Below are 25102 nucleotides of genomic sequence, written 5' to 3' on the forward strand. Positions count from 1 at the left end.
CTACGCGCTGGGGCGGCGGCCTCAGGCACCGACGCGCGCGCGTTCGGCGTCCATGTCGGCCAATGGCCGCACTTCGATGCTGCCGAACCGTGACCACGGAAACTGCCGGGCGATGGCCAACGCTTCGTCGTGGTCGCGCGCGTTGATGAGGTTGAAGCCAGCCAGCAGTTCGTGGGTTTCGGCGAAGGGGCCGTCGGTGATCCGCGCCTGGCCCTGGCGGGTGCGCAGGGTGCGCGCACTGTCCACCGGCTGCAGTTGCTGGGCCAGCACCAGGGTGCCCTTGGCCTGCAGGGCATCGGCATGCTGCAGGCAATCATGCATGAGGCGATCGTATTCCTCGCCGGGCAGGGCCTGCAGCAGGCCTTCGTCGATATAGATCAGCAGCAGGAATTGCATGGCTGGACCGCTCCTGGGCAGGGGCGGCCATGATGCCGCAGCCGGCGCGACGGATGTGTTGCAGCGCGGCACGACGGAGCCGGAAATTTATTCTGCAGGCGTGTCGATTTCCGCCCCGCTGGGTCGTCGTAACCAGTGAAGGGCCCGCCAACCGGCGCGCCCACCCGGAGCAGACCGATGAAAGTAATGGTATTCGTCAAAGCCACCCCGGCCACCGAGGCCGGGCAGATGCCCACCGAAGCAGAAATCCGCGCCATGGGCGCCTTCAACGAGGCGCTGGTGCAGGCCGGGATCATGCTGGCCGGCGAGGGCCTGCACCCGACCTCGCGTGCGCGCCGGGTGGCCTTCGGGGAGGCGGCCCCGCGGGTGATCGACGGCCCCTTCGCCGAAACCGGCGAGCTGGTCTGCGGCTACTGGCTGTGGCAGGTGCGCTCGCTGGACGAAGCCACCGAATGGCTCACCCGCGCGCCGTTCGGTCCGGGCGCCGTCGTGGAGCTGCGCCCGGTCTTCGGCCCGGAGGATTTCGGCGCGGCCTTCACCCCCGAATTACAGGCGCAGGAACAGCGTCTGCGCGACCGTCTCGACAGCGGCCATTGAGAGGAGAATCCCGATGAAACTGATCCCGTTCCTGAGCTTCAACGGCACTACCCACGAGGCAATGGCGTTCTACGCCCAGGTCCTCGGCGGCAAGGTCGTCTCGGAAATGAAGTACCGCGACATGCCGCCGATGGAAAGCGCCGAGGGCTGTGGCGAGATGCCGCCGGAAACCCTGGACCACGTCGCCCACAGTCAGCTGGAGGTGGACGGCGCAATCCTGATGGCCGCCGACGGTCCGTCCCCGGCGGGTGAGAACAGCACCACGATCAACGTCGATGTCGATTCCATCGACGAAGCCGAGCGCGTGTTCAAGGCGCTGGCCGAGGGTGGCCAGGTAAAGATGCCGATCGGCGAGACCTTCTGGGCGCATCGCTGGGGCTTTCTGATCGACCGCTACGGCAAGCCGTGGATGGTCAACTGCATGAAGCAGCCCTGATCCCTCTTTCCTTTCAAGGATGTTGTGCCATGACCGATTCGCCACAGATGATCTTCGTCAACCTGCCCGTGCGCGACCTGGAGGCCTCCAAGGCCTTCTTCGCCGCTCTGGGCTACAGCTTCAATCCCACCTTCACCAATGCCGATGCCGCCTGCATGATCATCAGCGACAGCATCTTCGTGATGCTGCTGGTGGAGCGCTTCTTCAGCCAGTTCACCGCCAAGCCGATCAGTGATGCGCGCCTGCAGACCGAGGTGATCACCTGCCTGTCGGCGTCCAGCCGCGCGGACGTGGACGCATGGGTGGACAAGGCGCTGCAGGCCGGCGCCAGCGAGCCACAGCCGGCGCGCGATTATGGCTTCATGTACCAGCGCGGTTTCCAGGACCTGGATGGGCACCTCTGGGAAATCGCGCATATGGACGGTGCGCCGGGCTGATGCGGCGCCGTGCTTGTGCGGGGTCGACACTGATGCTGTGATCGCGTCCATGGACACCGCACTCTCGCACCGTTTGGACACCCTCTGGCGCATGGAGGCGCCGGTCCTGATCGCGCGCCTGGCCCGGATGCTGGGAGGCGATGTCGGGCGTGCCGAAGAACTGGCCCAGGACACCTGGCTGGCCGCGCTGGAGCGCTGGCCGGCGCAGGGGGTTCCGGACAACCCGGGAGCCTGGCTGATGACCACGGCGCGCAATCGTGCCATCGACGTGCTGCGGCAGCACCAGCGCGTGGCCGGCCAGCATGCCCGGTACGCCAGCGAACTGGAGCCGCAGCCGCTGCCATCCCCCGATGACAGCGATGCGCTGCAGGACGACATCGGCGATGACCTGCTGCGTTTGATGTTCGTGGCCTGCCACCCGGTGCTGTCGCCCGATGCGCGGGTGGCGCTGACCTTGCGCCTGCTGGGCGGGCTGACCACCGAGGAGATTGCGCGCGCGTTCCTGCAACCCGAACCCACCCTTGCCCAGCGCATCGTGCGTGCCAAGCGCACCCTTGCCGCCCGTGAGGTGCCGTTCGAAGTGCCGCGCCAGGCCGCATTGCCCGAGCGGCTGGCCTCGGTGCTGGAGGTGGTGTACCTGATCTTCAACGAAGGCTATGCCGCCAGTGCCGGCGATGACTGGATGCGTCCGGCGCTGTGCGAGGAGGCGTTGCGGTTGGGTCGGGTGCTGCTGCACCGGCTGCCGGCCTGGCCGCAGATCCACGGACTGGTGGCGTTGATGGAACTGCAGGCCTCGCGCGCGGCCGCGCGCGTGGATGCACACGGCGCGCCGATCCTGCTGCCTGAGCAGGACCGGACGCGCTGGGACTGGCTGCAGATCGCGCGTGGCCAGGCGGCACTGCAGCAGGCGATCGCACTCGGCGGCGGCGAGGATCCCTACGTACTGCAGGCGTTGATCGCCGACTGCCACGCCCGCGCGCGCCGCGTGCAGGACACCGACTGGGCTGGCATGGCCACGCTCTACCAACGGCTGGCGCGCCAGCAACCTTCGCCGGTGATCGAGTTGAACCGGGCCGTGGCGGTCTCGCGTGCCGAGGGCGCTGCCGCCGCCTGGCCGCTGGTGGAACGCCTGGCGCAGGACGGCCGGCTGCAGGACTACGCGCCGCTGGCGGCGGTGCAGGGCGACCTGCTGGCGCAGTTGGGGCGGGGCGAGGAGGCGCGCGCGGCGTTCCTGCGCGCGGCCGGCTTGACCGCCAACGCGCGCGAAAAGGCCCTGCTTGAGGCCCGGGCCGCTGCCGTCCCCATGGGCTGACGATATCGCAGCTTGCTCGCAGATAGGCGAGGGGCTATCGTTGCGCCCATTCATGAAACCGGTGCCGTCTTCGGACCCGGTCACACAAGGGACGCAGGCAGATGTTTTCAGGGAAGAAGCGGGCGCGCGCGCCACGCGCGTGGCTGTTGTTGTGCGTCATCGCCTTCTCCGGCATGGCCCACGCTGCCGACAAGTCGCAGCAGGTTTACTGGGCCGGGTTCGCCTTCACCGGCCAGGCCAATGCGCGCACTGACGTCGCCCCGCACAGCACCGCGGTGATCGAACGGCGCGGTGCCGAAGCGCTCAACCAGCAGCTCGGCGGCGCCCTGCGCCGACAGCCGCCGGCCCACCTGCAGCTGATCAGCGACCAGCTGGCCAAGCTCGATGGCACCACCAGCGCCACGGTGCTGGCCGCCGCGCTGGATCGCGAACTGGTCTCGGTCGAACCGATCGGCGACCAGTACAAGGTGCTGGTGGAAGTGGCGCTGCAGGCGCTGTTCTTCGACTTCCGCGAGCGCCAGGTGATCGCCTCCTATCCGCTCACCCTGCAGCGCATCGACCTGCGCGAGGACCGTCCGGACGAGGACGAGATCAACGCGATCGTGGCCGACCTGCTGTACGGCAGCGCCGCCAGCAGCCTGCCCGCGGTGCTGGCCCAGACCCTGTCCGGCGCACAGCTGCCCAACGCGTCGGTGCGTCGCCTGCAGGTGGGTGCGGTGACGCTGTCCGACGCGGCCCGCGCCAAGCTGCCCAACCCGTCGCTGGAAGCCCCGTTGCGCGCCACGCTGGCCCATGAGCTGTCCAAGACGCTCTCGTCCAACACCGGCATCGGCCTGCTGCCGCCGGCCACTGGCGAGGCGATCGGCGGTGCGATGGCCGCGCGCTTTGCCGACGGCAAGGTGTACCAGCTGAAAATCCCCGAGCCGGACTACGTCATCAAGCTGCAGCTGGATGCGATGAAGAGTGGCGTGATCAGCGAAACCGCGGCGATGAAGACGATGCTGTTTGGCGCGTTCTTCCAGGTCTCGGTGGTCGAACCGTTCTCCGGCAAGGTCTTCTTCGACCAGCCGCTGCGCAAGGGCGCCACCAAGGTGGTGCCGGTGACCCAGTGGCAGGTCGACCAGTGGTCGGCCAGCTATGAAACCGTGCTGGCCGGGCTCGATGCCTTCGCCGGCGCTGCGGCCAAACGCGCCGATTCGCGCGCCTGGCTGGACGAACAGAAGCCGGGCGGACGCCCGCTGCAGCAACAGACCCAGGCCCTCCAGGAGTTGATCAAATCATGTCGTTGATTCGTGCCGTTCTGCTGATTCTCATTGCGCTGATGGTGGCCGCGCCGGTCGCTGCGCAGACCGCCAGTTCGCGTGGCACCGGCTCGGCCAGTTACGGCCTTCGGCTGAGCGCCGATACCCGTGCCCAGGCCCTGAACAAGGCCAAGGTCAATGCACTGGAGGCCTACATCGCCGAATCCGGTGCGGCCAAGCTGCGCCTGTTCGAAGCGCGTCGCCCGGAGTTCATCGGCGAGATCGACCGCTACGTGCTGTCGACCGTGCCGTTGTCCGAAGACGAAGACAAGAAGGCCAAGACCTACTCGGTCACCGTGCGCGCCGAGATCAACACCACCCTGCTGCAGACCAAGCTGGATGCCGGCTCGGCCGTGGCCGGTGCGCGCAGCAGCGAGCGCTCGCTGCTGACCTTCCTGTTCATGGCGCGCTCGCAGGACACCGTGCAGTCCTTCCAGGACAAGGAATACCGTCGCGTCGACGCCAGCCGCAGCTATGACGAGAAGACCCGCGAAGGCGACAGCTTCCGTGGCAACTCGGTCAGCACCAATGGCAGCATCAACCAGAACGCGTCGGTGTCGGTCACCAGCGGCGGCAGCACCACCGCGCGCAGCGACAACATCAGCTGGAAGGTGGCCAACGCCGCCGAGGTCAACACCGCCATGACCGGTGCCTTCAGCAGCGCCGGCTACGAAGTGGTCGAAGCGGAGTACGTCGAAGGCGAAAGCCGCGGCCTGCTCAGCATCGAGCGCATCCGCAAGGACTTCAGCACCGGCAACGACCTGTCCGCCGCCACCCTGCGCGACACCGCCAACGGCATCCGCGCGGCCAACATCCCGTACATCGCGGTGGGCACGCTGGACATCGGCATGCGCGACCGCGACCCGGCCTCGGGCAACACCCGCGTGTACGTCACCGTGACCGGCAAGGTACTGGACGTGACCGGTCGCTTCCCGCGCACCGTGTCTTCGGTCGGTCCGGTGCAGTACGCCGGCCTGGGCCCGAATGAAACCGTCGCCCGCACCAATGCACTGCGCGAAGCCGCCGAACAGGCTGCCCAGCAGATGATCAACGAACTCAACGTCAAGGCCGTGCGCTGATCCAGCGCGGGTTGTCTCTTCTGCCGGCCAGCGGCCGGCAGCTACCGTCGTCAAACAAGGACTACACCATGATCCGCAAGACCCTTATCGCACTGGCCATCGCCACCACCTTCGCCGCACCGGCACACGCCCAGCTCGGCAAGCTCAAGGGCCTGGTCGGCGGCGGCGACAGCGCCGCGTCCAGCAGCGCCGGTGCCCCGGACGAAGCCGCGCAGGAAGCGCTGGTGCGTCGTTTCGTCAGCTCGCAGTCGCATTCGCTGCAGGCCCAGACCTCCTTCGCCAAGGCCTTCGGCCTGGCCGAGCAGGTGCAGCTGCTGGAAGCCGAGCGCCAGGCGCTGTCGTCCGGGTCGGTCAACGTGGAGCAGATGAAGAAGTCGGTCTCGGTCAGCGAAAAGGCCCAGGCCGCCATCGACGAGCGCGTTGCTGCCCAGCCGGAACTCAACGCCGAGTCGAAGAAGCATTACGCCGACGGCCTGGTGTCGCTGGTGGCCTCCGCTGCCGAAGGCCAGAAGCTGAGCGGTGAAGCCAACAACTTCGCCAGCGGCATGAAGAACCTCGGTGCCACCCAGCTGGCCACCGTGGGCCGCAAGCTGGCCGCCGGTGCATGGGTGGCCAAGGAATCGCCGGGCTACCTGAAGGGCCTGTATTCCTCGTCCAAGGCGGCGATGACCTTTGCCCGTGCCAGCAAGATCAAGCTGCCGAGCAACGCCGACGCCATGCTCGACGGCCTGAACTGATCCAGGACGGCCACGCATGCAGACCTCTCTCCGACTGTTGAGCCTGGCCCTGACCGCCACCCTGCTTGCCGCCTGCGGCAAGCAGGAGGAGGCGGTGGCGCCGGTCCCGGCCAAGCCTGAAACCAAGCTGGCCCAGCCGGCCGAAGAACAGCCGCTGCGCGGCGCGCCGGACTTCGGCGGCACCACCCAGGTGGCGCGCGAAGCCGACGGTATCGGCAGCACGCCGGAACTGGCGGTGCTGGCTGCGCTGCAGTCGGCGGTGGCACAGGTCAATGGCGTGCGCGTGGCCAGCCAGATGCAGGGCATTCGTGCCGGACTGCATGTGGACGTGGACGGCGAACACGTCGGCGATATCCGCGCCGACGCGTTTTCCCAGCAGATGATCGCCGCCTCGCAGGGGGCGGTGCTGGGATATGAAATCCTCTCGCAGGAAGAAGTCACCCAGCTGGATGAAGAAGTGGTGGCGCGCGTGCGTGCCAGCGATGCCGGCTTCACCTACTCCGCCTCGGCCTCGGCCAGCGGTTCAGGCCAGGCCAGTGCCGACGCCAGTGGTGGCGGCGGTTCGGCCTCGGCCAGCATCAAGGAAAGCTACAAGGAACAGGCCCAGGTAGAGGCCAAGCGCGGCGCACAGTCGTTCGAGTCCGACCTCAACCGTCGCACGCTGCGCAGTTACTGGAAGGTGCGGATCAAGGCGGATATCGCCAAGTACCGCGCCCCGGACGAACAGGGCAGGCCGAAGATCGTGGTGGCCGAGCCGCATGTGCGCGCCGGTACCTACGCGGTCGGCGACGGCCGCGTCAGCAGCGACGAAGTAGCCCGCGCGATCCGTGCGCGCCTCAACGACACCCTGACCCAGACCAAGCGTTTCATCGTGCTCGATCGCGAGTTCGGCGCCGAGATGCAGGCCGAGATCGACCACATCAACAGCGGCAACGTGCGCCTGCAGGACACCGCGCGGCTGGGCCAGCAACTGGCCACCGATCTGATCCTCATCCCGAGCATCGAGCGCTTCGAGTACCCGCGCAGCGTGCGCCAGCTGCGCATGTCCGATCGCCAGGTCAGCTCGTATTCCGGTGGCGGTCGCATCACCCTGCGGCTGATCAACGCGGCCACCGGCGAGGTGGTGATGTCCGACAGCTTCGACCACCAGCTGGCCTCGACCGGCCCGAGCACGCTGCCGCGTGTGGTAGATGGCAAGGGCATGGCGGCGGCGATGATGGATTCGCTGTCCGGCCAGATCGGCAGCGCGATCATCACCGAGATCTTCCCGGTGTCGGTGGTGTCGATGAGCGGTGACCAGGTGGTGCTCAGCCAGGGCGGCGATTCGCTGCAGGTTGGCCAGCGCTGGCAGGCGGTGATGCTGGGCGAGGCGTTGAAGGACCCGCAGACCGGCCGTTCGCTGGGCCGCACCGAGACGCCGTGCTGCACCGTGCGTATCGACCGCGTGGCCTCGCAGACCTCCTACGGCACCATTGAAGGGGGCGCCGATCTGGGCGGTGCGACCTTCAAGCCTGGCGCGATCGAGCTGCGCCAGAAGGCGGCCCCGGTGAAGGCTGCGGCGACCGCCTCGTCCGGTGGGGCGACCAAGCCGGCCGCGAAACGTTCGGCGGCCCCCAAGCCGGCGGCACCGGCAGAAGATCCCAACTGGTAACGCATCGCCTACACTCGGGATCTACGTGGTCCCGTTGTGGAGAGAGCGATGAAACGAGTAGTACTGAGCGTGCTGGCGCTGTCGGTGTCCAGCGCGCTGATGGCGGCAACGCCGAAGTTCGACGGCGCGCGGATCTCCGCCGACGTCAAGGAACTGGCCTCGGACGCCTACGAAGGGCGTTCGCCGGCCACCGCCGGTGAAGAGAAAACCGTTGCCTACCTGAGCCGGCAGTTCGCGGCGGCCGGCCTGCAGCCGGGCGGCGACCTCAAGGACGGCAAGCGTCTGTGGACCCAGGCCGTGCCGCTGCGCAAGGGCGATATCGTCGGCACGCCGAGCCTGTCGCTGGCCGGCAAGGGCAAGCCGCAGGTGCTCAGCCAGGGCAAGGAAATCGCCGTGCGCGCCGCCATGAACGGTGCCTCCGAAGTAGATATCAAGAATGCGCCGCTGGTCTTCCTCGGCTACGGCGTCAACGCACCGGAGCGCCACTGGGACGACTTCAAGGGCGTGGACCTGAAGGGCAAGATCGCCGTGGTGCTGATCAACGACCCGGACTTCGAAAGCGGCCAGGGCGACTTCGACGGCAAGGGCATGACCTACTACGGTCGCTGGACCTACAAGTACGAAGAAGGCGCGCGCCAGGGCGCACTCGGCGTGCTGATCGTGCACGAAACCGCACCGGCCTCCTATGGCTGGGCCACCGTGGCCGGTTCCAACACCAACACCATGTTCGACGTGGTCCGCGACAACCCGGCCGAGGCGCATCCGCTGCTGGAAGGCTGGATCCAGCGCGACCTGGCCGTGGAGCTGTTCAAGCGCGCGGGCCTGGATTTCGAGACGCTCAAGCAGCAGGCGCAGACCCGCGACTTCAAGCCGGTGGAACTGAAGGGCGAAACCTTCTCGGCCAAGTACGCGGTCAAGTCCGAGGTGATCACCTCGCACAACGTGGCCGCACGCCTGGAAGGCAGCAGGCATCCGGACGAGACCGTCGTATACAGCGCGCACTGGGATCACATCGGCGTGGGCAAGCCCGACGCCAACGGCGACACCATCTTCAACGGCGCGCTGGACAACGCCAGCGGCACCGCCTCGCTGGTCGAACTGGCGCGCGGCTTTGCCAAGGGCAAGCGCCCGGAGCGTTCGGTGCTGTTCCTGGCGGTCACCGCCGAGGAGAAGGGCCTGCTCGGCTCGGAGTATTACGCCAGCCATCCGCTGTACCCGCTGAGCAAGACGGTGGCGGTGATCAACATGGACGGCATGGCGCCGTTCGGGCCCTCGCGTGATTTCGGCATCTACGGCTCGGCCAAGCTGGAACTGCTGGACCAGCTCAAGGACGTGGCCAAGGGCTGGGACATCCGCTACACCCCGGACCCGAAGCCGGAAGCGGGCCTGTTCTTCCGCTCCGACCACTTCCCCTTCGCCAAGCGCGGCGTGCCGGCCGTGTCCTACTCGGCCGGCCAGGACTGGGTGGACGGCGGCGTGGCCGCAGGCAAGGCCGCCTCGGACGACTACACCGCCAAGCGCTACCACCAGCAGGGCGATGAGTGGCAGCCGGACTGGACCTTCGCCGGCGCCTCGCGCGACCTGGAAGTGCTGTACACCCTGGGCAACCAGCTGGCCAATTCGCGGGCCTGGCCGAACTGGAGCGACGATTCCCAGTTCCGTGCGCCGCGCGATGCCAGCGCCGCCGAGCGGAAATAAGCCGACCCTCCCCACCGGCATCGCCGGTGGGGACGCCGCTTGCCCGGCTTCATCCCCTCATTTCCCGCCTTCGTCGCATGCCGCTTGTTCCCGGCGGTGGCAGGGCTATGCTCGCCTCACACCCTATGTGAAGACGCCGCCGTGCTCCCCAGCCTCGCTCTGATTCTCCGCATCCTGTTGGCCTGGGCCGCCGCGATCGTCGTGGCCGGTTTCGTGTGGAGTGGCATCTTCAGCGGCATGGACGACGGACCCGGCTGGGTCTTCGGCCTGCTGGCGATGTTCCTGATGGTCACCGCGATCGGCAGCTGCATCACCCACCTCCGCCGGGTCTGGCTGGTGGCCGGGCACCTGGACGGGACGACCCTGTCCAGCCGCCAACGCCGCCAGATCGAACTGCCGATGGATGCGGGCCCGGCCTTCGCGCTGCTGGAAAAGGCCATCGCCGAACTACCGCGGGTGGAAGACATCGAAAGCGCCGCCGGCAGCCTGCAGGTGCGCGCGTACGTACGTCGTGTTGATCCCTACAACGGCCGCCCGCCGTCGCGCTGGAACCTGCCGGCACGGCTGGCGATCCGCCGCAACAGCGTGCTGGCCACGGTCACCCCGGGGCAGGGCACCAGCAGCGTCACCCTGCTGTTCGAACCCGATGCCGGGGTCTGGGCCGACCTGCTGGCGGTGGACGAAGGCAGCAACTACGAGAACGCCGAAGCGGTCAGCCGCGCCATCACCCGCCGCGTGTCCGAGCAGCGCCGTGACGAGCAGGCCGCGGCCGAGCAGACCTCCACCGAAAAGGAACTGTCGGTGGCCAAGCTCAACCTGCTGCATGCCCAGGTCGAGCCGCACTTCCTCTACAACACGCTGGCCAACGCGCAGGTGCTCACCCGCACCGATCCCCCGCGTGCCGACCAGATGCTGGGCCATCTCATCCAGTACCTGCGCAGCTCGCTGCCGAGTGTGGACGAATCGATGTCCACCCTGCGCGTGGAGCTGGAGCGTGCCCAGGCCTACCTGGAAATCCTCAAGATCCGCATGGGTGCCCGACTGGCGTTGCAGGTCGATGTGGCGCCGGCACTGCTGGACCTGCCGCTGCCGTCGATGGCGCTGCAGACCCTGGTGGAAAACGCGATCAAGCACGGCCTGGAACCCAAGCCCGGCGGTGGCACGGTCTGGATCATCGCGCGCCCCTTCGACGACCACGTGACCCTGACCGTGGCCGACGACGGGCTGGGCTTCGGGCACGGCAGCAGCGGCACCGGCATCGGCTTGAAGAACCTGCGCGAACGGCTGCGGCTGACCTGCGGCGAACGCGCCGGCGTGGCCATTGTGTCCAACTTCCCCAGCGGCGTGGCCGCCACCATTACCCTGCCGCGTGATGCGCGCGAGGCGATCCATGCAGCTTGATGCCCTCATCGCCGAAGACGAAGACCTGCTGCGCCAGTCGCTCGTGGCCCAGCTGCAGCGGTTGTGGCCGGAACTGCGGCTGGTGGCCGAATGCGAAGACGGTGCCTGCGCGCTGGAGAAGCTGGCCGAGCTCAAGCCGGACCTGGCCTTCCTGGACATCCGCATGCCCGGCATCACCGGCATCGACGTGGCCCGCGCGTTGCCGGACATCAGCCCGCGCACGCAGGTGGTGTTCGTCACCGCCTACGACCAGTACGCCATCGATGCCTTCGAGCAGGGTGCGATGGACTACCTGCTCAAGCCGGTCAGCGACGAGCGCCTGCTCGCCACCCGCGAGCGCATCCTGGCGCGCATGCAGCAGGGCCGGCCCGACAGCGCGATGCTCGAGCAACTGCTGCAGCGGCTGGGCCACAGCGGCGCCAGCGCGCCAAGCACGCCGCCGCTGGCCTGGATCACCGCCAGCAACGGCCGCGATACGCAGCTGATCATGCTGGAGGACGTGCTGTACTTCCGTGCCGACAGCAAGTACACCACGGTGGTCACCGAGCAGGGCGAAAGCCTGCTGCGCACGCCGCTGCGCGAGTTGCTGGACGTGCTGGACCCGCAGCGTTTCCGCCAGGTGCATCGTTCCACCATCGTCAACATGAAAGCGGTGGCGGCGGTGAGTCGCGATGAGAGCGGGCGCGGCCAACTGCGCCTGAAACACCGCGCCGAGCTGCTCAGTGTCAGCCAACCGTTCATGAGCCTGTTCCGCGGCATGTAAGCCACCCGTCCACCCCAGCCTGGAGCGACCATGCGCCACGTACTTATCCTGTGCACCGCCGTGCTGGCCATCGCCGGCTGCGCACAATCCAACAACACCTCGGTCACCCGCGTGCGTGCCAATGGCGTAGATGTGCTCTACAGCAAGAGCACGGTGGTGGACGGGGTGGCACAGTTCGAGTGCATCGCCAGCAGCAGTGGCCAGTGCCACTACCTGGTGCTGGCCCCGGGCTGCAAGACCGATGCGGCCTGCACACAGGCGCCCTTGCGGCGCCTGTCGGTGGCGGTCGGCAAGACCGAACGGGTGCCCGATCTGCCCAAGGGATTCAGCCTGTGCGTCAGCGGGCAGCCCAAAGAACAATGCCACCGTGAGTGATCACGGTGGCATCGTGGCTCCCCCCGGATTCCGGGACGGCTAGAAGGCCGGTTGCAGGTGCAGGTTGCCGCGGTGGTCCTGCTCACCCACATGGTTGAGCTGGCCGACCAGTTCCGAATGCTGCTTCATCCGGCCGATCTCGCGCATGATGCGGATGTCTTCATGGCGCAGCTCGCGGCGGGCGGTAACGGCCTGCTTGTAGTCGAGCACTTCCGGATACAGCTGGGCCATGTCCAGCGCCTCGGCCACGCATTCCACGGTGTCGGCGTCGGAGGTGATCCGCGCGCGGCTGTTGAAGGCCTTCATCCAGCGCTCGAAGCCGGCGGTATGGTCGAACATGTTGGCCATGAACCAGATCACGAACAGGATCGAGATCCACGACCCGAACACGATCACCACGCGGGTGAAGGTGATATGGAAGTCGTCGCGCCACAGGTAGTTGCTGATCAGGCCGAGGATCAGCAGCGAGGAGGCCTGCCAGCCCACGATGGAGGCCATCAGCCACTGGCCCTTGGCCTTGGCCAGCACCTCCACTTCCTCGCGGATCTGCTGCTCGCTCTTGTTACGCCAATGCGCGACCTGTTTTTCGAACGGGCTGTTGTACAGCTCGTTGTCCTGCAACAGCAAACCCAAACCCTTGAACAAAGCGATCATGACGTGCTCCTTCTGGAACGTGCGACAGCGCATTGGGTAAACGTGAGGCGGATTCAGTTCTAGCACTTCCAGCGGACCGTGCAATGGGTGCGGTGCGAAGCCGGAGGAGGGCTTTTTCTGAATGGGCAGACGGTGGTGCAGCGCACCATTGCGCGCGTGGCCTGCGACAAGATGTCGCACGCATTTTCGTGCTGCGGTTGCACATGAAACGGGGGCTGAGCCGCCAGGCTCGCTGGGGGCTGCGTGATCGGCCAGAATCAGGGCGGACCGCGCAGCCTGCGGTCGTCTCCGCCCCCTTTGGATCTGTGATGCCGCCACTGCTGCAACGTCTTTCCCGCCCCGTCACCGCGCCCATCCGGCGTTGGGTACTGGGGGCCTTCCCGCGCGGCCAGAGCGGGATCGACTACGACCAGCCGCTGGGCGATCCGGGCTGGTTCGGGCCGCACAGCGTGACCTGGCGGGTGCATTCGGAGTTTCCGGGGATGCTGGCCGGGGGGCTGTGCGCGTTGATGCTGCAGACGTTGCATCCGCTGGCGCTGGCCGGGGTGTATGACCATTCCAACTTCCGCGACGATCTGGTCGGGCGGTTGCGCCGGACCACGGCGTTCGTGGCTGGCACCAGCTATGCGCCGTCCGGCGAGGTGGAGGCGCTGGTGGCCAAGGTGAAGCGTATTCATGCGCAAGTACGCGGGCAGACGCCCGACGGTCGCGTGTATTCCGCCGACGATCCGGCGCTGCTGACCTGGGTGCATGTGACCGAGGCCTACGGCTTCCTGCAGGGCTGTCGCCGCTATTGCCGTGAGGTGCCGGTGGCGATCGCCGACCAGTATTACGGCGAGTACAAGCGGGTGGCCGAGGCGTTGGGCGCCACGGAGGTGCCGGCTACGGAAGCGGAGGTGGACGCGTATTTCGCCCGGCAGTTGCCGCAGTTGCGTTTCGATGCGCGCTCGCGCGAGGTGCTGGCGGTGTTGTCGGGCATTCGTCTTCCGGTGCCGATGGCGGGGCTGTCGCGCGAGCTGTTCCTCGGCGCGGGGGCGGCGCTGTTGCCGGGCTGGGCCGAGGCGATGCTGGAGCGCACGGCGGTGCAGCGCGCACAGTCCCGTACCTCGGGGCGGGTGCTGCGTGCGATGGCGCCGTTGTTCCGGCGTGCGTTGCAGGATGGGTTGGCGACACGTGCCTGTACGCGGATGGGCGTGCCGGGGAGTGTGTTGGGTGAGTGGGGGTGATGCATAAGAGCCTTCTTGTCTGCGCGCCAGCGGGCGGGGCGGGGGTGTGTGGGTTCGCGGGACACGCCGCAAGTACGTCCGTGTAGGCTCCCAAGCCGCATCCATGCGGCTTGAGGGTCCCGCGAACCCACACACCCCCACCCTCGACAGTTGGCTGGTGGCCATGGGCAAGACTTGAAGGCACAAAGCGAAGGGCACAGAGCAAAGAAGCGCGGGGCACAGAAGCGAAGCGGCGCAGTTCAAGAATCACGGTCCGATGCGGGCCTGCGCGGCGATTTTCCCTCGGCTGTTTCGGTGCGCAACGGCACACTCCCGCCCGTACCCGCCCAAGCCAGTAGAAGCGCACACCCTCTGCTATTGATCTGGCTTCTGCTCTTCAACGCATAAAGCAGCAGCAGGGAGACAAAAAAACGGGCGCCGAAGCGCCCGTTTTTCTGCATTTCATCGCAACGCGATAAAACCCATCACCACACTTTGACCCGCTTGTCCGGCGCCAGGTACAGCTTCTGGCCTTCCTTCACCTCGAAGGCCGGGTACCACGCGTCCAGGTTGCGCACCGTCAGCGCGCGGAACTGGCCCGGTGCATGCACGTTGGTCAGCAGCGAATTGCGCAACGCCTGCTCGCGCGCCTTGCTGCGCCAGGCCTGCGCGAAGCCCAGGAAGAAGCGCTGATCGGGCGTGAAGCCTTCCAGCGTCTGCCCCGGCTTGCCCTGCAGCGACAACTGGTACGCATCGTAGGCCGTGGCCAGACCGGCTACGTCGGCGATGTTCTCGCCCAGCGTCAGACGCCCGTTCACCGACACGCCCGGGAACGGCTGGTAGCTGCTGAACTGCGCCGCCAGCGCATCGCCGGCCGCGTTGAACTTCTTCAGATCGTCCGGCGTCCACCAGTTGTGCAGCTTGCCGGTCTCATCGAACAGCGCACCGGCATTGTCGAACCCGTGGCTGATCTCGTGGCCGATCACCGCACCGATCGCACCGTAGTTGACCGCATCATCGGCCGCACCGTCGAAGAACGGCGGCTGCAGGATCGCGGCCGGGAACACCAGCCGGTTCTCCAGCGGCACGTTCATCGCGTTGATCGTCTGCGGCAGCATCGCCCACTCGCTGTGGTCCACCGGCTTGCCGAGCTTGGCGATGTTGCGCTGGTATTCGAACTGCTCGGCGCGCGCCGCATTGCCCAGCGCGTCGTCGCGCTTGATTTCAAGGCCGGTGTAGTCGCGCCACGTGTCCGGGTAGCCCATGCCGACGGTCAGCCCGGCCACCTTGGCCTTGGCGTGCGCCTTGGTCTGCGGCGACATCCAGTCCAGCGCATCGATGCGCTTGGCGAACGCGGCGATGATGTTCTTGGCCATTTCATCGGCACGTGCCTTGGTGGCCGGGTCGAAGTGACGCTCCACGTACAGTTTGCCGATCGCCTCGCCGACGGCGTGGTTGCTGTCGTCCACCGCACGCTTCCAGCGCTCGCTCTGCTGCGGCGTGCCGTTGAGGGTGGTGCCGTGGAAGGCGAAGCGCGCGTCGGCGAAGGCCTTGGGCAGGTACGGCGCGGCGCGGTCCAGCGCGTGGAACGCCAGGTAGTCCTTCCACACGTCCAGCGGCTCGGTGGCCACCAGGCGCGAAATGCCGGCCACGGCCTTGGGCTGCCACACGATGAAGTCCTGCTGCGCATCCAGCTTGGCCCCGGCCAGGAAGGCCGGCCAGTCCATGCCCGGCGCCTTCGCGCTCAGGTCGGCCTGCTTCCAGGCGTTGGCGCCCTTGGCCACGTCGTTGGTGTCTTCCTGGGTGGCATGGGCCTGGGCGATTTTGGTCTCCAGCGCCAGGATGCGCTGCGCCTTGGCCGCCGGATCGGCGACGCCGGCCAGCTGCAGCATCTGCGCGATATAGGCCTGGTACTGCTTGCGCAGCTCGGCCATGCGGCCACCCTGCAGGTAGAAATCGCGGTCCGGCAGGCCCAGGCCGCCCTGCACCAGGTAGGGCGCGTTGCGGTCCGGCTGCAGCAGGTCCACCGACACCCACACCCCGAACAGGCGGTCGGTGTAGAAGTTGGTCGCATTCAGCAGGTCCACGTCGGCGCGCAGGGTGCCGCCCAAGGTGGTGGCCAGCGCGGCCTTGTCGGCGATGCCGCCGATCGCGTCCAACTCCGGCTTCACCGCCGCCACGCCGCGCGATTCGATGCCGGCCTCATCCATGAACGCGGCGTAGTAGTCGCCGATCAGCTTGGTCTCGCCGCTGGCCTTGGTATCGGCAGCGGCCCCTTCGAGGATGGCGCGGGTATCGGCCAGGGTTTTCTCGGAGATGACATTGAAGCTGCCGTAGCTGGAGCGGTCGGCGGGAATCTCGGTGTTCTTCACCCAGGTGCCGTTGGCGAAGCCGAAGAAGTCATCGCCGGCGGCGACGCTGCGGTCCATGCCGGCGGCATCGAAGCCGAAGCTGCCCAGCTGCGGCTTTGGCGCGGCCGGTGCGGCGGTGGCGGCGGTGTCCGGCGTGGTGGCGGCAGGGGCGGCCGCGTCGCGGTCGCAGGCGCTCAGGCCCAGCGACAGGCTGGCGGCAATGGCGAGCATCAGGGTGGGGCGGCGCAGCGTGGGCATGGACGTCTCAGGCAACGGAGGAAACCCCAAGTCTAATCTCCCCGGCCCGGGCTGGTCGCGCCGGCCCCGGCCGTTGCATCCGGCGGTTGGGGCGCGCCTTGGCTTTGTCAACGTGAACGGCCCGATCCGGCACATCCGGGCCTTCCCGTGCCGCACGCGCTGGTGCATGCTGYGAGTCAAGGCGTCGGACCGCTTAACGGAGCGGTCAAGATTCCCAGGCTTCGGCCGCTCAGGTTTGGGGAAACCAGGAAGCGTTACGCATGAAGTCAGCCCATCGCTGCGGGAGAGGTCGTCGATGCCCGCGTTGAACCACGCATTGGCGCGTCCACTGCGCACGATCGTGTGGCTGGGCGTCGGCCTGGGCGTGCTGCTCGCCGTGGGCCTGACGGCGATGCTGGGCAACGATTACCAGCGCCGCCAGGAAGCTGCGCAGCGCCAGAGCTCGGCGCTCGCCGCCGGTTCGCAGCGCCTGCTTCGGTTGGAACTGCGCAATCTGGAACGGGCCATGCTGGGCATCGCCGAGGACGGCGCGCTGCTGTTCGAGCGGGTGCCGGCGCAGGCGCCTGACCTGCTTGATGATGCGATCAGCGGCGTGCTGCAGCGCCACGCCGAACTGGACAGCATCGTGGTGGTGGACCAGTACGGACGCGCACTGACCAGCGGCAGTGGCGACCTGTACCTGCCGCTGTGGGCCACCGACGCCAATCGCGGCAGCGAGAGCCGCCTGTACATGGGCCCGCCGCAGCAGCGCAACGCACAGCGTTGGGTGTTGCCGCTGGCACTGCGCATGGGCGATGACCGCTGGCTGTTGAGCCGGCTGCACACCAGCGAGCTGCAGTCGATCATCGGCGGGCTGGATACCGGCGAGCACGGCGTCATCTCGATCACCGACGCGCAGGGCTACGTGCTGGCGCGCAGTCCGGACGCCGTGGGGCTGACCGGGCAGCGCTTCAGCCTGGGCAGGCGCGAGATGCTGCGCCGCGATGCGGTCACTCCGCTGGGCATCGAGACCAGCAGCATCGACAACATCGAGCGCATTTCCACGCTGACCACGCTGGGCCAGTACCCGATCGCGGTGTATGCCGGGCTGGGGCGCGATGACGTGCTCGCGCCGTGGTGGCCCTACGTGGAGGCCTCGGTGGCGCTGTACCTGCTGTATTGGGGCATGTTCGCGCTGGTGTATGTCAGCCTGCGCCGCGCCACCCGCAGCCAGGACGCGCTGACCGAGGAACTGCGCACCGGCCATGCCGAACTGCTGATGGCCCATCAGGTCGGCAAGGTCTGCACCTGGTATGTCGATGAAGATGCCTCGCTGCTGCGTTGGTCGTCGTTGGCGCGCGAGATCTTCGGCATCGATATCGAGAGCCTGCCGGTGGCGGCCTTCTTCGCGCGGGTGCACCGCGAGGATGCCGAGCGCATGCAGCAGGCCTTCGATGCGGCCTTCGCCGGCAATGGCGTGCTCGATGAAATGTTCCGGGTGGTGTTGCCCGGTGGCGCCACGCGCTGGGTGTCGGCGCGCGGCCAGCGGGTGGCGGTGGTGGACCGGCAACGGCGCATGATCGGCGCGCTGACCGATGTCAGCGAGCGGGTGCAGGCGCTGGCGCGGGTGCAGCAGGCCGAGCGCCAGTTCCGCCTGCTGTTCGACCGCAACCCGGCGCCGTTCTGGGTGTTCGACCCGGACACGCTGCGCTTCATGGAAGTCAACGAAGCGGCGGTGCAGCAGTACGGCTACAGCCGCGATGAATTCCTGTCGATGAGCATCCTCGACATCCGCCCGCGCGAAGGCTGGGATGAGATCCGTGGCGCGATTTCGCGGGCCACGCTGGGCGACCCGCAGGACGCCCAGATACGCATGCACCGGCGCAAGGACGGCACGCTGTTCGAAGTGCGCGCGCACCTGTCGCGGCTGGATTTCGATGGCCGCCAGGCCTGCCTGGTGCTGGCCGAGGACATCAGCGAGCGGCTGGCCTACGAGCGCGACCTGGCCTACCACGCCACCCACAACCCGGCCACGGGCCTGCTCAACACCCGCGCGCTGGCCGCGCAGCTGGACGAGGAGGGCGGTAGCTACACGATCGCCTACGTGCAGTTCCGTGGCCTGCAGCTGGTCGCCGATACGCTCGGCCGCGAGGTGGGCGAGGTGGTACTGCAGGCCATGGCCAAACGCCTGGGCGGGCTGGGCACGCGCTACGGTCTGCTGGCATTCCAGCCGGCGGAGGACTTCATCTTCGCCATCCGCGACGACCACGAGCGCCAGACCGCGCTGGATACGCTGGTGCAGACCGTGTCCGAGCCGGTGCGCGGGCAGGATTGGTTGCATCAGTTCGAGCCGCGTATCGGTGTGGCGGTGAAGTTCGATGGCGACAACGTGCCGGCCGAACAGGTGATCGGGATGGCGGCGCAGGCCGCGCATGCCGCGCGCGACGAGGGCAGCGTGATTGCGTGGTTCGACAACACGGTGACCTCGCGCCTGGCCGAGCGGCTGCGCCTGGCCGGTCGCATCCACAGCGCCATCGACACCGAGTTCCAGCTGTATTTCCAGCCGATCTGCCATGCCAGCGATGGCACGCCGGCCGCGCTGGAGGCCTTGCTTCGCTGGCCGCAGGCCGACGGCAGTTTCATTCCGCCGGGCGAGTTCATCCAGCTGTGCGAGGACACCGGGCTGATCCTGGCGCTGGGACGCTGGGTGATCCGGGCGGCGGCGGCGGCGCAGCGGCAGTTGGCCGATGCGGGCAAGCCGTTGCCGATCGCGGTGAATGTATCGGCGGTGCAGTTCTTCAACAGCGATCTGGTGGCCGAGTTCGCGCGCGCCAGCCAGGAGTTCGGGCTGGAGCGCGGGGCGCTGCAGGTGGAGCTGACCGAGAGCAGCCTGATGCGCAAGCCGGCCCAGGCCAAGCAGACGATGCAGCGGCTGCATGAGCAGGGGATCTGCATTTCACTGGATGATTTCGGCACAGGCTATTCGAACATGTCCTATCTGCAGCACCTGCCGTTGGACATCCTGAAGATCGACCGCAGTTTCGTGGCGGACGTGGAAACCAATCCGCGCAATGCGTCGATCTGCCGTGCGCTGTTGTCGCTGGGGCACAGCATGGGGCTGACGGTGATCGCCGAGGGCGTGGAGACGCCGGGCCAGCACCAGTGGTTGGCCGCCCATGGGTGCGATCAGGTGCAGGGCTACCTGCTGGGACGGCCGTCGCCGCTGGCCGAGGTGATCGCCCGGCTGGATACCGTCGACGCGCTGTAGCGCTGACGGCGAAAAGCGGCGCCTTTCCCCGCGTCGCGGGAGGGCGTCGGGCAGCCCAGGACGTGACACGCCGTGAACCCATCCATGGGGGCTCGTTTCGCCGCATCCATGCGGCGCACGGTCACGKCCTGGGCTGCCCGACGCCCTCTGCACAGCGGGCTGCACGCTGCGGAGGGAGGATCAACAGCGATAGCTGCGGCGTTGCTTCTCTTTGCTGGCCCAACCGCACGCAGCTACCCGTCCAGAGGGGGCCGGGTAGGGCTCGACGGGACCGTGCACGGCATGGATGCCGTGTACGAGCCCCCATGGATGGGTTCACGGCGTGTCCCGTCGAGCCCTACCCGGGCCCCTCCTTCCGGAAAACAGAAGCGCTGCTGTTCGCAAAGATCAGCGCAATCAAGCGCGCACCCTCAGCCCAACGCTTCCACCAGGTAATCAATGAAGCTGCGTACCTTCGGAGCAAGGTGATTGCGGCTGGTGTAGACCGCGTAAATGCCGATCGGGGCGACGTCCCAGTCCGGCAGCAGGCGTTCAAGGCGGCCGTCGGCCAGGGCGTCGCCGACCAGGAAATCCGGCTGCAGGATGATGCCCATCCCGGCCAGCGCCGCTTCGCGCAGGACATCGCCATTGTTCGCGCGCAGGCCGCCGCGCACCGCCACGGAAACGTCGCCGCGCGGCCCGCGCAACGGCCAGCTGTCGCCACCGCCCCAGTAGCTGTAGCCCAGGCACTGGTGGTCGGCCAGATCTTCGGGCTGCTGCGGACGGCCGCGCGCGTCCAGATAGGCCGGAGCCGCGCACAGGGTGATCTGGGTGTCGGCCAGCTTGCGCGCGATCAGCGCCGGGCTCGGTTGGCGGGTGATGCGCAGGGCCACGTCGTAGCCTTCTTCGACCATGTCCACCAGGCGGTCGGACAGGGAGAGCTCCAACTGCACCTGCGGGTAGCGCGCGCGGTAGCCGGCCAGCAGCGGGCCCAGCCGGGCGATGCCGTAGCTCACCGGCGCATTGACCCGCAGCAGCCCGGACGGCTCCAGCGCCTGCGCGCCGATCCCGGCCTCCAGCGCGTCGAACTGCGCCAGCAGCTGCACGCATTGCGCGTAATAGGCCGCACCGGTGCTGGTCGGGCTGACCCGGCGGGTGGTGCGGTTGAGCAAACGGGTGGACAGTCGCTTCTCCAGCGCCGCGATCTGCCGCGTCACCCCTGCCGTGGACAGGTCCAGCGCCTGGGCCGCCGCGCTGAAGCCATTGCGCTCGACCACGGCCACGAACACACGCATCGCCTCGAGAGTGTCCATTGTTTCATTTCCCGTAATAAACAGCGTCGTCTGATCGTATTTATCGCCGTGAGTGAGCGCAATAACCTGTGCCCATCCTAATCCGCGAGGTCCCCCATGCAACCGTCCCCTGTACGTGTTTCCGCACTTGCCCCGCTGGGCGCCAGCCTGCTGCGCTGGGGCCTGGGTGCGCTGTTCCTGGTGCACGGCCTGACCAAGCTGCTGGTGTTCACCCCGGCCGGCACCGCCGCCTATTTCGCCTCGCTGGGCCTGCCCGGTGCGCTCGGCTACCTGACCATCGCGCTGGAACTCACCCTGGCCGCCGCGCTGCTGCTCGGCATCTACGCGCGCTGGGTCGGGCTGGCAGGCGTGCCGCTGCTGCTGGGCACCATCGTCAGCGTGCACGGTGCCAACGGTTTCAGCTTCGCCAATGCCGGCGGTGGCTGGGAATACCCGGCGTTCTGGGCGTTCGCACTGCTGGTGCTGTTCTGCATCGGCGATGGCAAGTGGACGCTGGTGTCGCGCTGAGCGCGGCTGCATCGATGTTCTTCTCCTGGAGTCTGTGATGTCCCGTCTGCCCTCGCTGTACATCTCCCACGGTTCGCCGATGACCGCGCTCAACCCCGGTCTGGTCGGCAAGCGCCTGGCGACGCTGGCCAAGCAGTTGCCGCGTCCGCGCGCGATCGTGATGGCCTCGGCGCACTGGCTCACCCACCAGCCGGCGGTGGGCGGGCATGCGCAGCCACCGACGATCCACGACTTCGGCGGTTTCCCGCAGGCGCTGTTCGACCTGCAGTACCCGGCGCCGGGCGATCCGGCGCTGGCGGCCGAGATCGCCGCACGGCTGGATGCTGCCGGCCTGCCTGCCGCGATCGATCCACGGCGGGGCCTGGACCATGGCGCGTGGGTACCGCTGCGCTTCCTGTACCCGCAGGCGGACATCCCGGTGGTACCGCTGGCGATCCAGCCGCTGCTGGGGCCGACCCACCAGTACGCACTGGGCCGCGCGCTGGCACCGCTGCGCGAGCAGGGTGTGCTGGTGATCGGTTCGGGCAGCATCACCCACAACCTGCACGACTGGGGCAACTACGCCGAGGGCAAGGAAGCGCCGTACGTGCGCCCCTTCATCGACTGGGTGGAGCAGCGCCTGCAGGCCAATGACAGTGCCGCGCTGCTGGATTACCGCGCCCGCGCGCCGCATGCGGTGCAGGCGCACCCCAGTGACGAGCACCTGCAGCCGCTGCACTTGGCCATGGGCGCGGCCGGCGGCGAGGTGCTGGGCGCGCAGCGCATCGACGCCGGTATCGATGCCGGTTTCCTGGCGATGGACATCTACCGCTTCGACGGCCAGGCGGCTGCGTGAGCAGCCTGCATACGGTGGTACGTGCGGCCACGGGGCCGGCGCAGGGGCTGGTGGTGCTGTTGCATGGCGTGGGCGGCAATGAACGATCACTGCAGGCGCTGGCCCATGGGCTGGATCCGCGCTTGCAGGTGCTGCTGCCACGCGGTCCGCTCGCGTTCGCTGCGGATGCCTTTGGCTGGTTCACGGTGCAGTTCGGCGCGAACGGGCCGGTGATCGATCCCGCACAGGCCGAGGCCAGCCGTCGTCTGTTGATCGCGTACGTGCGCGACCAGCAGGCGCAGCTCGGCATCGATGCCGCGCACACGCTGGTGGCCGGCTTCAGCCAGGGCGGGATCATGAGCGCAGGCATCGCGCTCACCGCACCGCAGGTGGCGCGGCAGTTTGCGATCCTGTCCGGGCGCATCCTGCCGGAGATCGCACCGCACATCCCGGCCGACATCGCCCGCCGTGGCGTGCAGGGTCTGATCCTGCACGGACGCGATGACAGCACGTTGCCGTTCGCGTTGGCTACCGCTGCATCGGCGCGTCTGCAGGCGCTGGGCGTGGCGCACGCACTGCGCAGCTACGTGGCCGATCACGCGCTGACGCCGGCAATGCAGGCCGATGTCACTGCCTGGAGCGCGCGTCAGCTGCTGTCCAGCGACTGAGCCTGGGCCGCGTCGGCGTTCGCTCCGGCGGACGGGTGTGGTAGTTTTTTTGCAGTTTCCGGCGCCGGCTGCCTCGCAGCCTCCCCCTCGCGCCGTCCACTGGAAAATACATGCATACCATTGAAGTCGTCCTGGCGATGCTGGTGGCCGTTGTCGCCAGCGGCTACCTGGTCCGGGTATTGCCGTTGTCCTTGCCACTGCCACTGGTGCAGATCGGGCTGGGGGCGGTGATCGCCGGGGTGTTCAATCGTGGCCACGCGCTGGAACCGGAAATGTTCTTCCTGCTGTTCCTGCCGCCGCTGCTGTTCCTCGATGGCTGGCGTATTCCCAAGCAGGGCCTGTTCCGCGACAAGGGCGTGATCCTGGAGCTGGCGCTCGGGCTGGTGGTGTTCACCGTGGTCGGCGCCGGCTTCCTGATCCACTGGATGATCCCGGTGATGCCGCTGGCGGTGGCCTTCGCGCTGGCCGCGATCATTTCCCCGACCGATCCGGTGGCGGTGGGCTCAATCGCTTCGCGCGCGCCGATTCCCAAGCGCCTGATGCACATCCTGGAAGGCGAATCGTTGTTGAACGATGCGTCCGGCCTGGTCTGTTTCCGCTTCGCGGTGGCCGCGGTGATGACCGGCAGCTTCTCGCTGGCGACCGCCTCGCTGACGTTCCTGTGGGTGGCGCTGGCGGGCCTTGCGATCGGCGTGGCGGTGACCCTGGGGGTATCGACGTTCCAGCGCTGGCTGTGGCGGCGTTTCGGTGAAGAGCCGGGCGCGGCGTTGCTGGTCAACCTGCTGATTCCGTTCGCGGCCTACCTGCTGGCTGAAGAAGCCAATGCCTCGGGCATCCTGGCGGCGGTGGCCGCCGGCATCACCATGAGCTACGTCGAGCTGACCGGTCGCGTCTCCGGCAGCATGCGCGTGCAGCGCGCGGCGGTGTGGGGGATGCTGCAGTTCAGCTTCAACGGCATCATGTTCGTGCTGCTCGGCGAGCAGCTGCCGGGCATCGTGGATCGCGCGATCACCACCGTCAGCGAGAGCGGCCACCACAGCGCGTGGTGGTTGCTGGTGTACGTGGTGGTGATCAACCTGACGCTGATCGTGCTGCGCCTGGCCTGGGTGTGGGTGTCGCTGCGCTGGAGCGTCCTGCGTGCCCGCCATCGCGGCGAAGTACGGCAAGGCACCTCGTGGCGCATCGTCGTGGCGACCTCGGTGGCCGGCGTGCGCGGTGCGATCACCCTGGCCGGCGTGCTCACCCTGCCGTTGTTCCTGCCCGATGGCAGCGCGTTCCCCGCGCGCGACCTGGTGATCTTCCTGGCGGCGGCGGTGATCCTGTTCTCGCTGGTGGCGGCCAGCGTGGCGCTGCCGCGCCTGCTCAAGGGCCTGGAGCTGCCGGCCGATTCGGGCGAGCGCAAGGCCGAGGACCTGGCACGGCGACTGGCGTCCAAGGCGGCCTTGGCCGGGGTGGAACGCATGCGCCAGCAACTGGTGCAGAACCAGACCACCGAGAACGTGCAGCTGTACAACGACGCCGCCTCGCGGGTGAGCCTGCTGTACCAGCGCAACCTGGAGAAGGACGACGGACCCGATGCGGACCCGGAAAAGGTGCGGCGGATGGAAGAGGGCTACCGCCAGCTGCGCGGCGCCGGGCTGACCGCCGAGCGCGAGGAACTGTTCCGGCTGACCCGGCGCGGCACGATCTCCGATGAGGTCTCGCGCCGCCTGATCCGCAACCTGGACCTGCTGGAAACGCGCCAGCGCGGGTAAACCATAAATCCGGAGGGTAGAGCCACCCCATGGGTGGCTGTCGCAATGCCCGATGTCGGCCTGCGCCCGACCGACGGGTAGAGCCACCCCATGGGTGGCTGTCGCAACGCCGAAGGTCTGGCCTGCGCCCGGCCCGGAAAGCAGCCACCCATGGGGTGGCTCTACCCCC

22 protein-coding genes are annotated in these 25102 nt (G+C 67.9%); 18 read left to right on the forward strand and 4 right to left on the reverse strand.

What is annotated here, in order from left to right:
• Nucleotides 1-21: 21 nt before the first annotated feature.
• Nucleotides 22-396, reverse strand: a complete 375-nt coding sequence (locus tag AC1DR7_RS03335; protein WP_256775120.1) for a YciI family protein — start codon at nt 394-396, stop codon at nt 22-24.
• A gap of 177 nt (nt 397-573) precedes the next feature.
• On the opposite strand from AC1DR7_RS03335, the gene AC1DR7_RS03340 reads away from it, so the two are divergent.
• The 12 genes from AC1DR7_RS03340 (at nt 574) to AC1DR7_RS03395 (ending at nt 12183) form a co-directional block, all read left to right on the forward strand.
• The gene (locus AC1DR7_RS03340) at nt 574-993 is read left to right on the forward strand and encodes a YciI family protein (RefSeq protein WP_478051360.1); all 420 of its coding nucleotides are present in this window, start codon (nt 574-576) and stop codon (nt 991-993) included.
• A gap of 13 nt (nt 994-1006) precedes the next feature.
• Nucleotides 1007-1429: a VOC family protein gene (locus AC1DR7_RS03345; RefSeq protein ID WP_457318449.1), complete on the forward strand. Its 423-nt coding sequence runs from the start codon at nt 1007-1009 to the stop codon at nt 1427-1429.
• Nucleotides 1430-1458: 29 nt separating this feature from the next.
• On the forward strand, nt 1459-1866 hold the full coding sequence (locus AC1DR7_RS03350; RefSeq protein ID WP_457318450.1) for a VOC family protein: 408 nt from the start codon (nt 1459-1461) through the stop codon (nt 1864-1866).
• Nucleotides 1867-1915: 49 nt separating this feature from the next.
• On the forward strand, nt 1916-3178 hold the full coding sequence (locus tag AC1DR7_RS03355; RefSeq protein ID WP_457318451.1) for an RNA polymerase sigma factor: 1263 nt from the start codon (nt 1916-1918) through the stop codon (nt 3176-3178).
• A 101-nt stretch (nt 3179-3279) separates the two neighbouring features.
• A complete protein-coding gene (locus AC1DR7_RS03360) occupies nt 3280-4467 on the forward strand; it encodes a hypothetical protein (protein ID WP_256775124.1) in 1188 nt (395 codons plus the stop codon).
• On the forward strand, nt 4458-5558 hold the full coding sequence (locus tag AC1DR7_RS03365) for a hypothetical protein (protein ID WP_256775125.1): 1101 nt from the start codon (nt 4458-4460) through the stop codon (nt 5556-5558). Before AC1DR7_RS03360 ends, AC1DR7_RS03365 begins: the two co-directional genes overlap by 10 nt.
• Nucleotides 5559-5626: 68 nt before the next feature.
• Complete coding sequence (locus AC1DR7_RS03370; protein ID WP_256775126.1) at nt 5627-6295, forward strand: hypothetical protein; 669 nt, start codon at nt 5627-5629, stop codon at nt 6293-6295.
• A 16-nt stretch (nt 6296-6311) separates the two neighbouring features.
• Nucleotides 6312-7946: a CsgG/HfaB family protein gene (locus tag AC1DR7_RS03375; RefSeq protein WP_457318452.1), complete on the forward strand. Its 1635-nt coding sequence runs from the start codon at nt 6312-6314 to the stop codon at nt 7944-7946.
• A 48-nt stretch (nt 7947-7994) separates the two neighbouring features.
• On the forward strand, nt 7995-9644 hold the full coding sequence (locus AC1DR7_RS03380) for a M28 family metallopeptidase (protein WP_457318453.1): 1650 nt from the start codon (nt 7995-7997) through the stop codon (nt 9642-9644).
• A gap of 141 nt (nt 9645-9785) precedes the next feature.
• Nucleotides 9786-11045 (forward strand): histidine kinase, encoded by a 1260-nt coding sequence (locus tag AC1DR7_RS03385; protein ID WP_256775129.1) that lies wholly within the window; start codon nt 9786-9788, stop codon nt 11043-11045.
• Nucleotides 11035-11808, forward strand: a complete 774-nt coding sequence (locus tag AC1DR7_RS03390; protein ID WP_256775130.1) for a LytR/AlgR family response regulator transcription factor — start codon at nt 11035-11037, stop codon at nt 11806-11808. Before AC1DR7_RS03385 ends, AC1DR7_RS03390 begins: the two co-directional genes overlap by 11 nt.
• Nucleotides 11809-11838: 30 nt before the next feature.
• Nucleotides 11839-12183, forward strand: a complete 345-nt coding sequence (locus AC1DR7_RS03395; RefSeq protein ID WP_457318455.1) for a hypothetical protein — start codon at nt 11839-11841, stop codon at nt 12181-12183.
• 39 nt (nt 12184-12222) lie between these two features.
• Here AC1DR7_RS03395 and AC1DR7_RS03400 read toward each other — a convergent pair whose 3' ends face one another.
• The gene (locus tag AC1DR7_RS03400) at nt 12223-12837 is read right to left on the reverse strand and encodes a hypothetical protein (RefSeq protein ID WP_256775132.1); all 615 of its coding nucleotides are present in this window, start codon (nt 12835-12837) and stop codon (nt 12223-12225) included.
• Between the two features lie 308 nt (nt 12838-13145).
• Between AC1DR7_RS03400 and AC1DR7_RS03405 the strand changes: the two genes are divergently transcribed.
• Entirely contained in the window at nt 13146-14063 is a 918-nt protein-coding gene (locus tag AC1DR7_RS03405; protein ID WP_256775133.1) for an oxygenase MpaB family protein, read from the forward strand.
• A 464-nt stretch (nt 14064-14527) separates the two neighbouring features.
• On the opposite strand, the gene AC1DR7_RS03410 is transcribed toward AC1DR7_RS03405, so the two are convergent.
• Nucleotides 14528-16651, reverse strand: a complete 2124-nt coding sequence (locus tag AC1DR7_RS03410) for a M13 family metallopeptidase (protein ID WP_478052598.1) — start codon at nt 16649-16651, stop codon at nt 14528-14530.
• 295 nt (nt 16652-16946) lie between these two features.
• Here AC1DR7_RS03410 and AC1DR7_RS03415 point away from each other — a divergent pair, with 295 nt between their 5' ends.
• Nucleotides 16947-19898 (forward strand): bifunctional diguanylate cyclase/phosphodiesterase, encoded by a 2952-nt coding sequence (locus AC1DR7_RS03415; RefSeq protein WP_457317965.1) that lies wholly within the window; start codon nt 16947-16949, stop codon nt 19896-19898.
• A gap of 410 nt (nt 19899-20308) precedes the next feature.
• On the opposite strand, the gene AC1DR7_RS03420 is transcribed toward AC1DR7_RS03415, so the two are convergent.
• Complete coding sequence (locus AC1DR7_RS03420; RefSeq protein ID WP_457317964.1) at nt 20309-21190, reverse strand: LysR family transcriptional regulator; 882 nt, start codon at nt 21188-21190, stop codon at nt 20309-20311.
• A gap of 96 nt (nt 21191-21286) precedes the next feature.
• Between AC1DR7_RS03420 and AC1DR7_RS03425 the strand changes: the two genes are divergently transcribed.
• The 4 genes from AC1DR7_RS03425 to AC1DR7_RS03440 all read left to right on the forward strand — a co-directional run bounded on the left by AC1DR7_RS03425 (nt 21287) and on the right by AC1DR7_RS03440 (nt 24933).
• Nucleotides 21287-21697, forward strand: coding sequence for a DoxX family protein (locus AC1DR7_RS03425; protein WP_256775137.1), 411 nt, complete (start codon nt 21287-21289; stop codon nt 21695-21697).
• Nucleotides 21698-21734: 37 nt separating this feature from the next.
• Nucleotides 21735-22532, forward strand: coding sequence for a DODA-type extradiol aromatic ring-opening family dioxygenase (locus AC1DR7_RS03430; RefSeq protein ID WP_457317963.1), 798 nt, complete (start codon nt 21735-21737; stop codon nt 22530-22532).
• Nucleotides 22529-23179 (forward strand): alpha/beta hydrolase, encoded by a 651-nt coding sequence (locus AC1DR7_RS03435; protein WP_457317962.1) that lies wholly within the window; start codon nt 22529-22531, stop codon nt 23177-23179. The genes AC1DR7_RS03430 and AC1DR7_RS03435 overlap by 4 nt, the downstream gene beginning before the upstream one ends.
• A 110-nt stretch (nt 23180-23289) precedes the next feature.
• Nucleotides 23290-24933 (forward strand): Na+/H+ antiporter, encoded by a 1644-nt coding sequence (locus tag AC1DR7_RS03440; RefSeq protein ID WP_256775140.1) that lies wholly within the window; start codon nt 23290-23292, stop codon nt 24931-24933.
• Nucleotides 24934-25102: the final 169 nt, after the last annotated feature.

Source organism: Stenotrophomonas sp. P5_A9 (assembly GCF_056400525.1).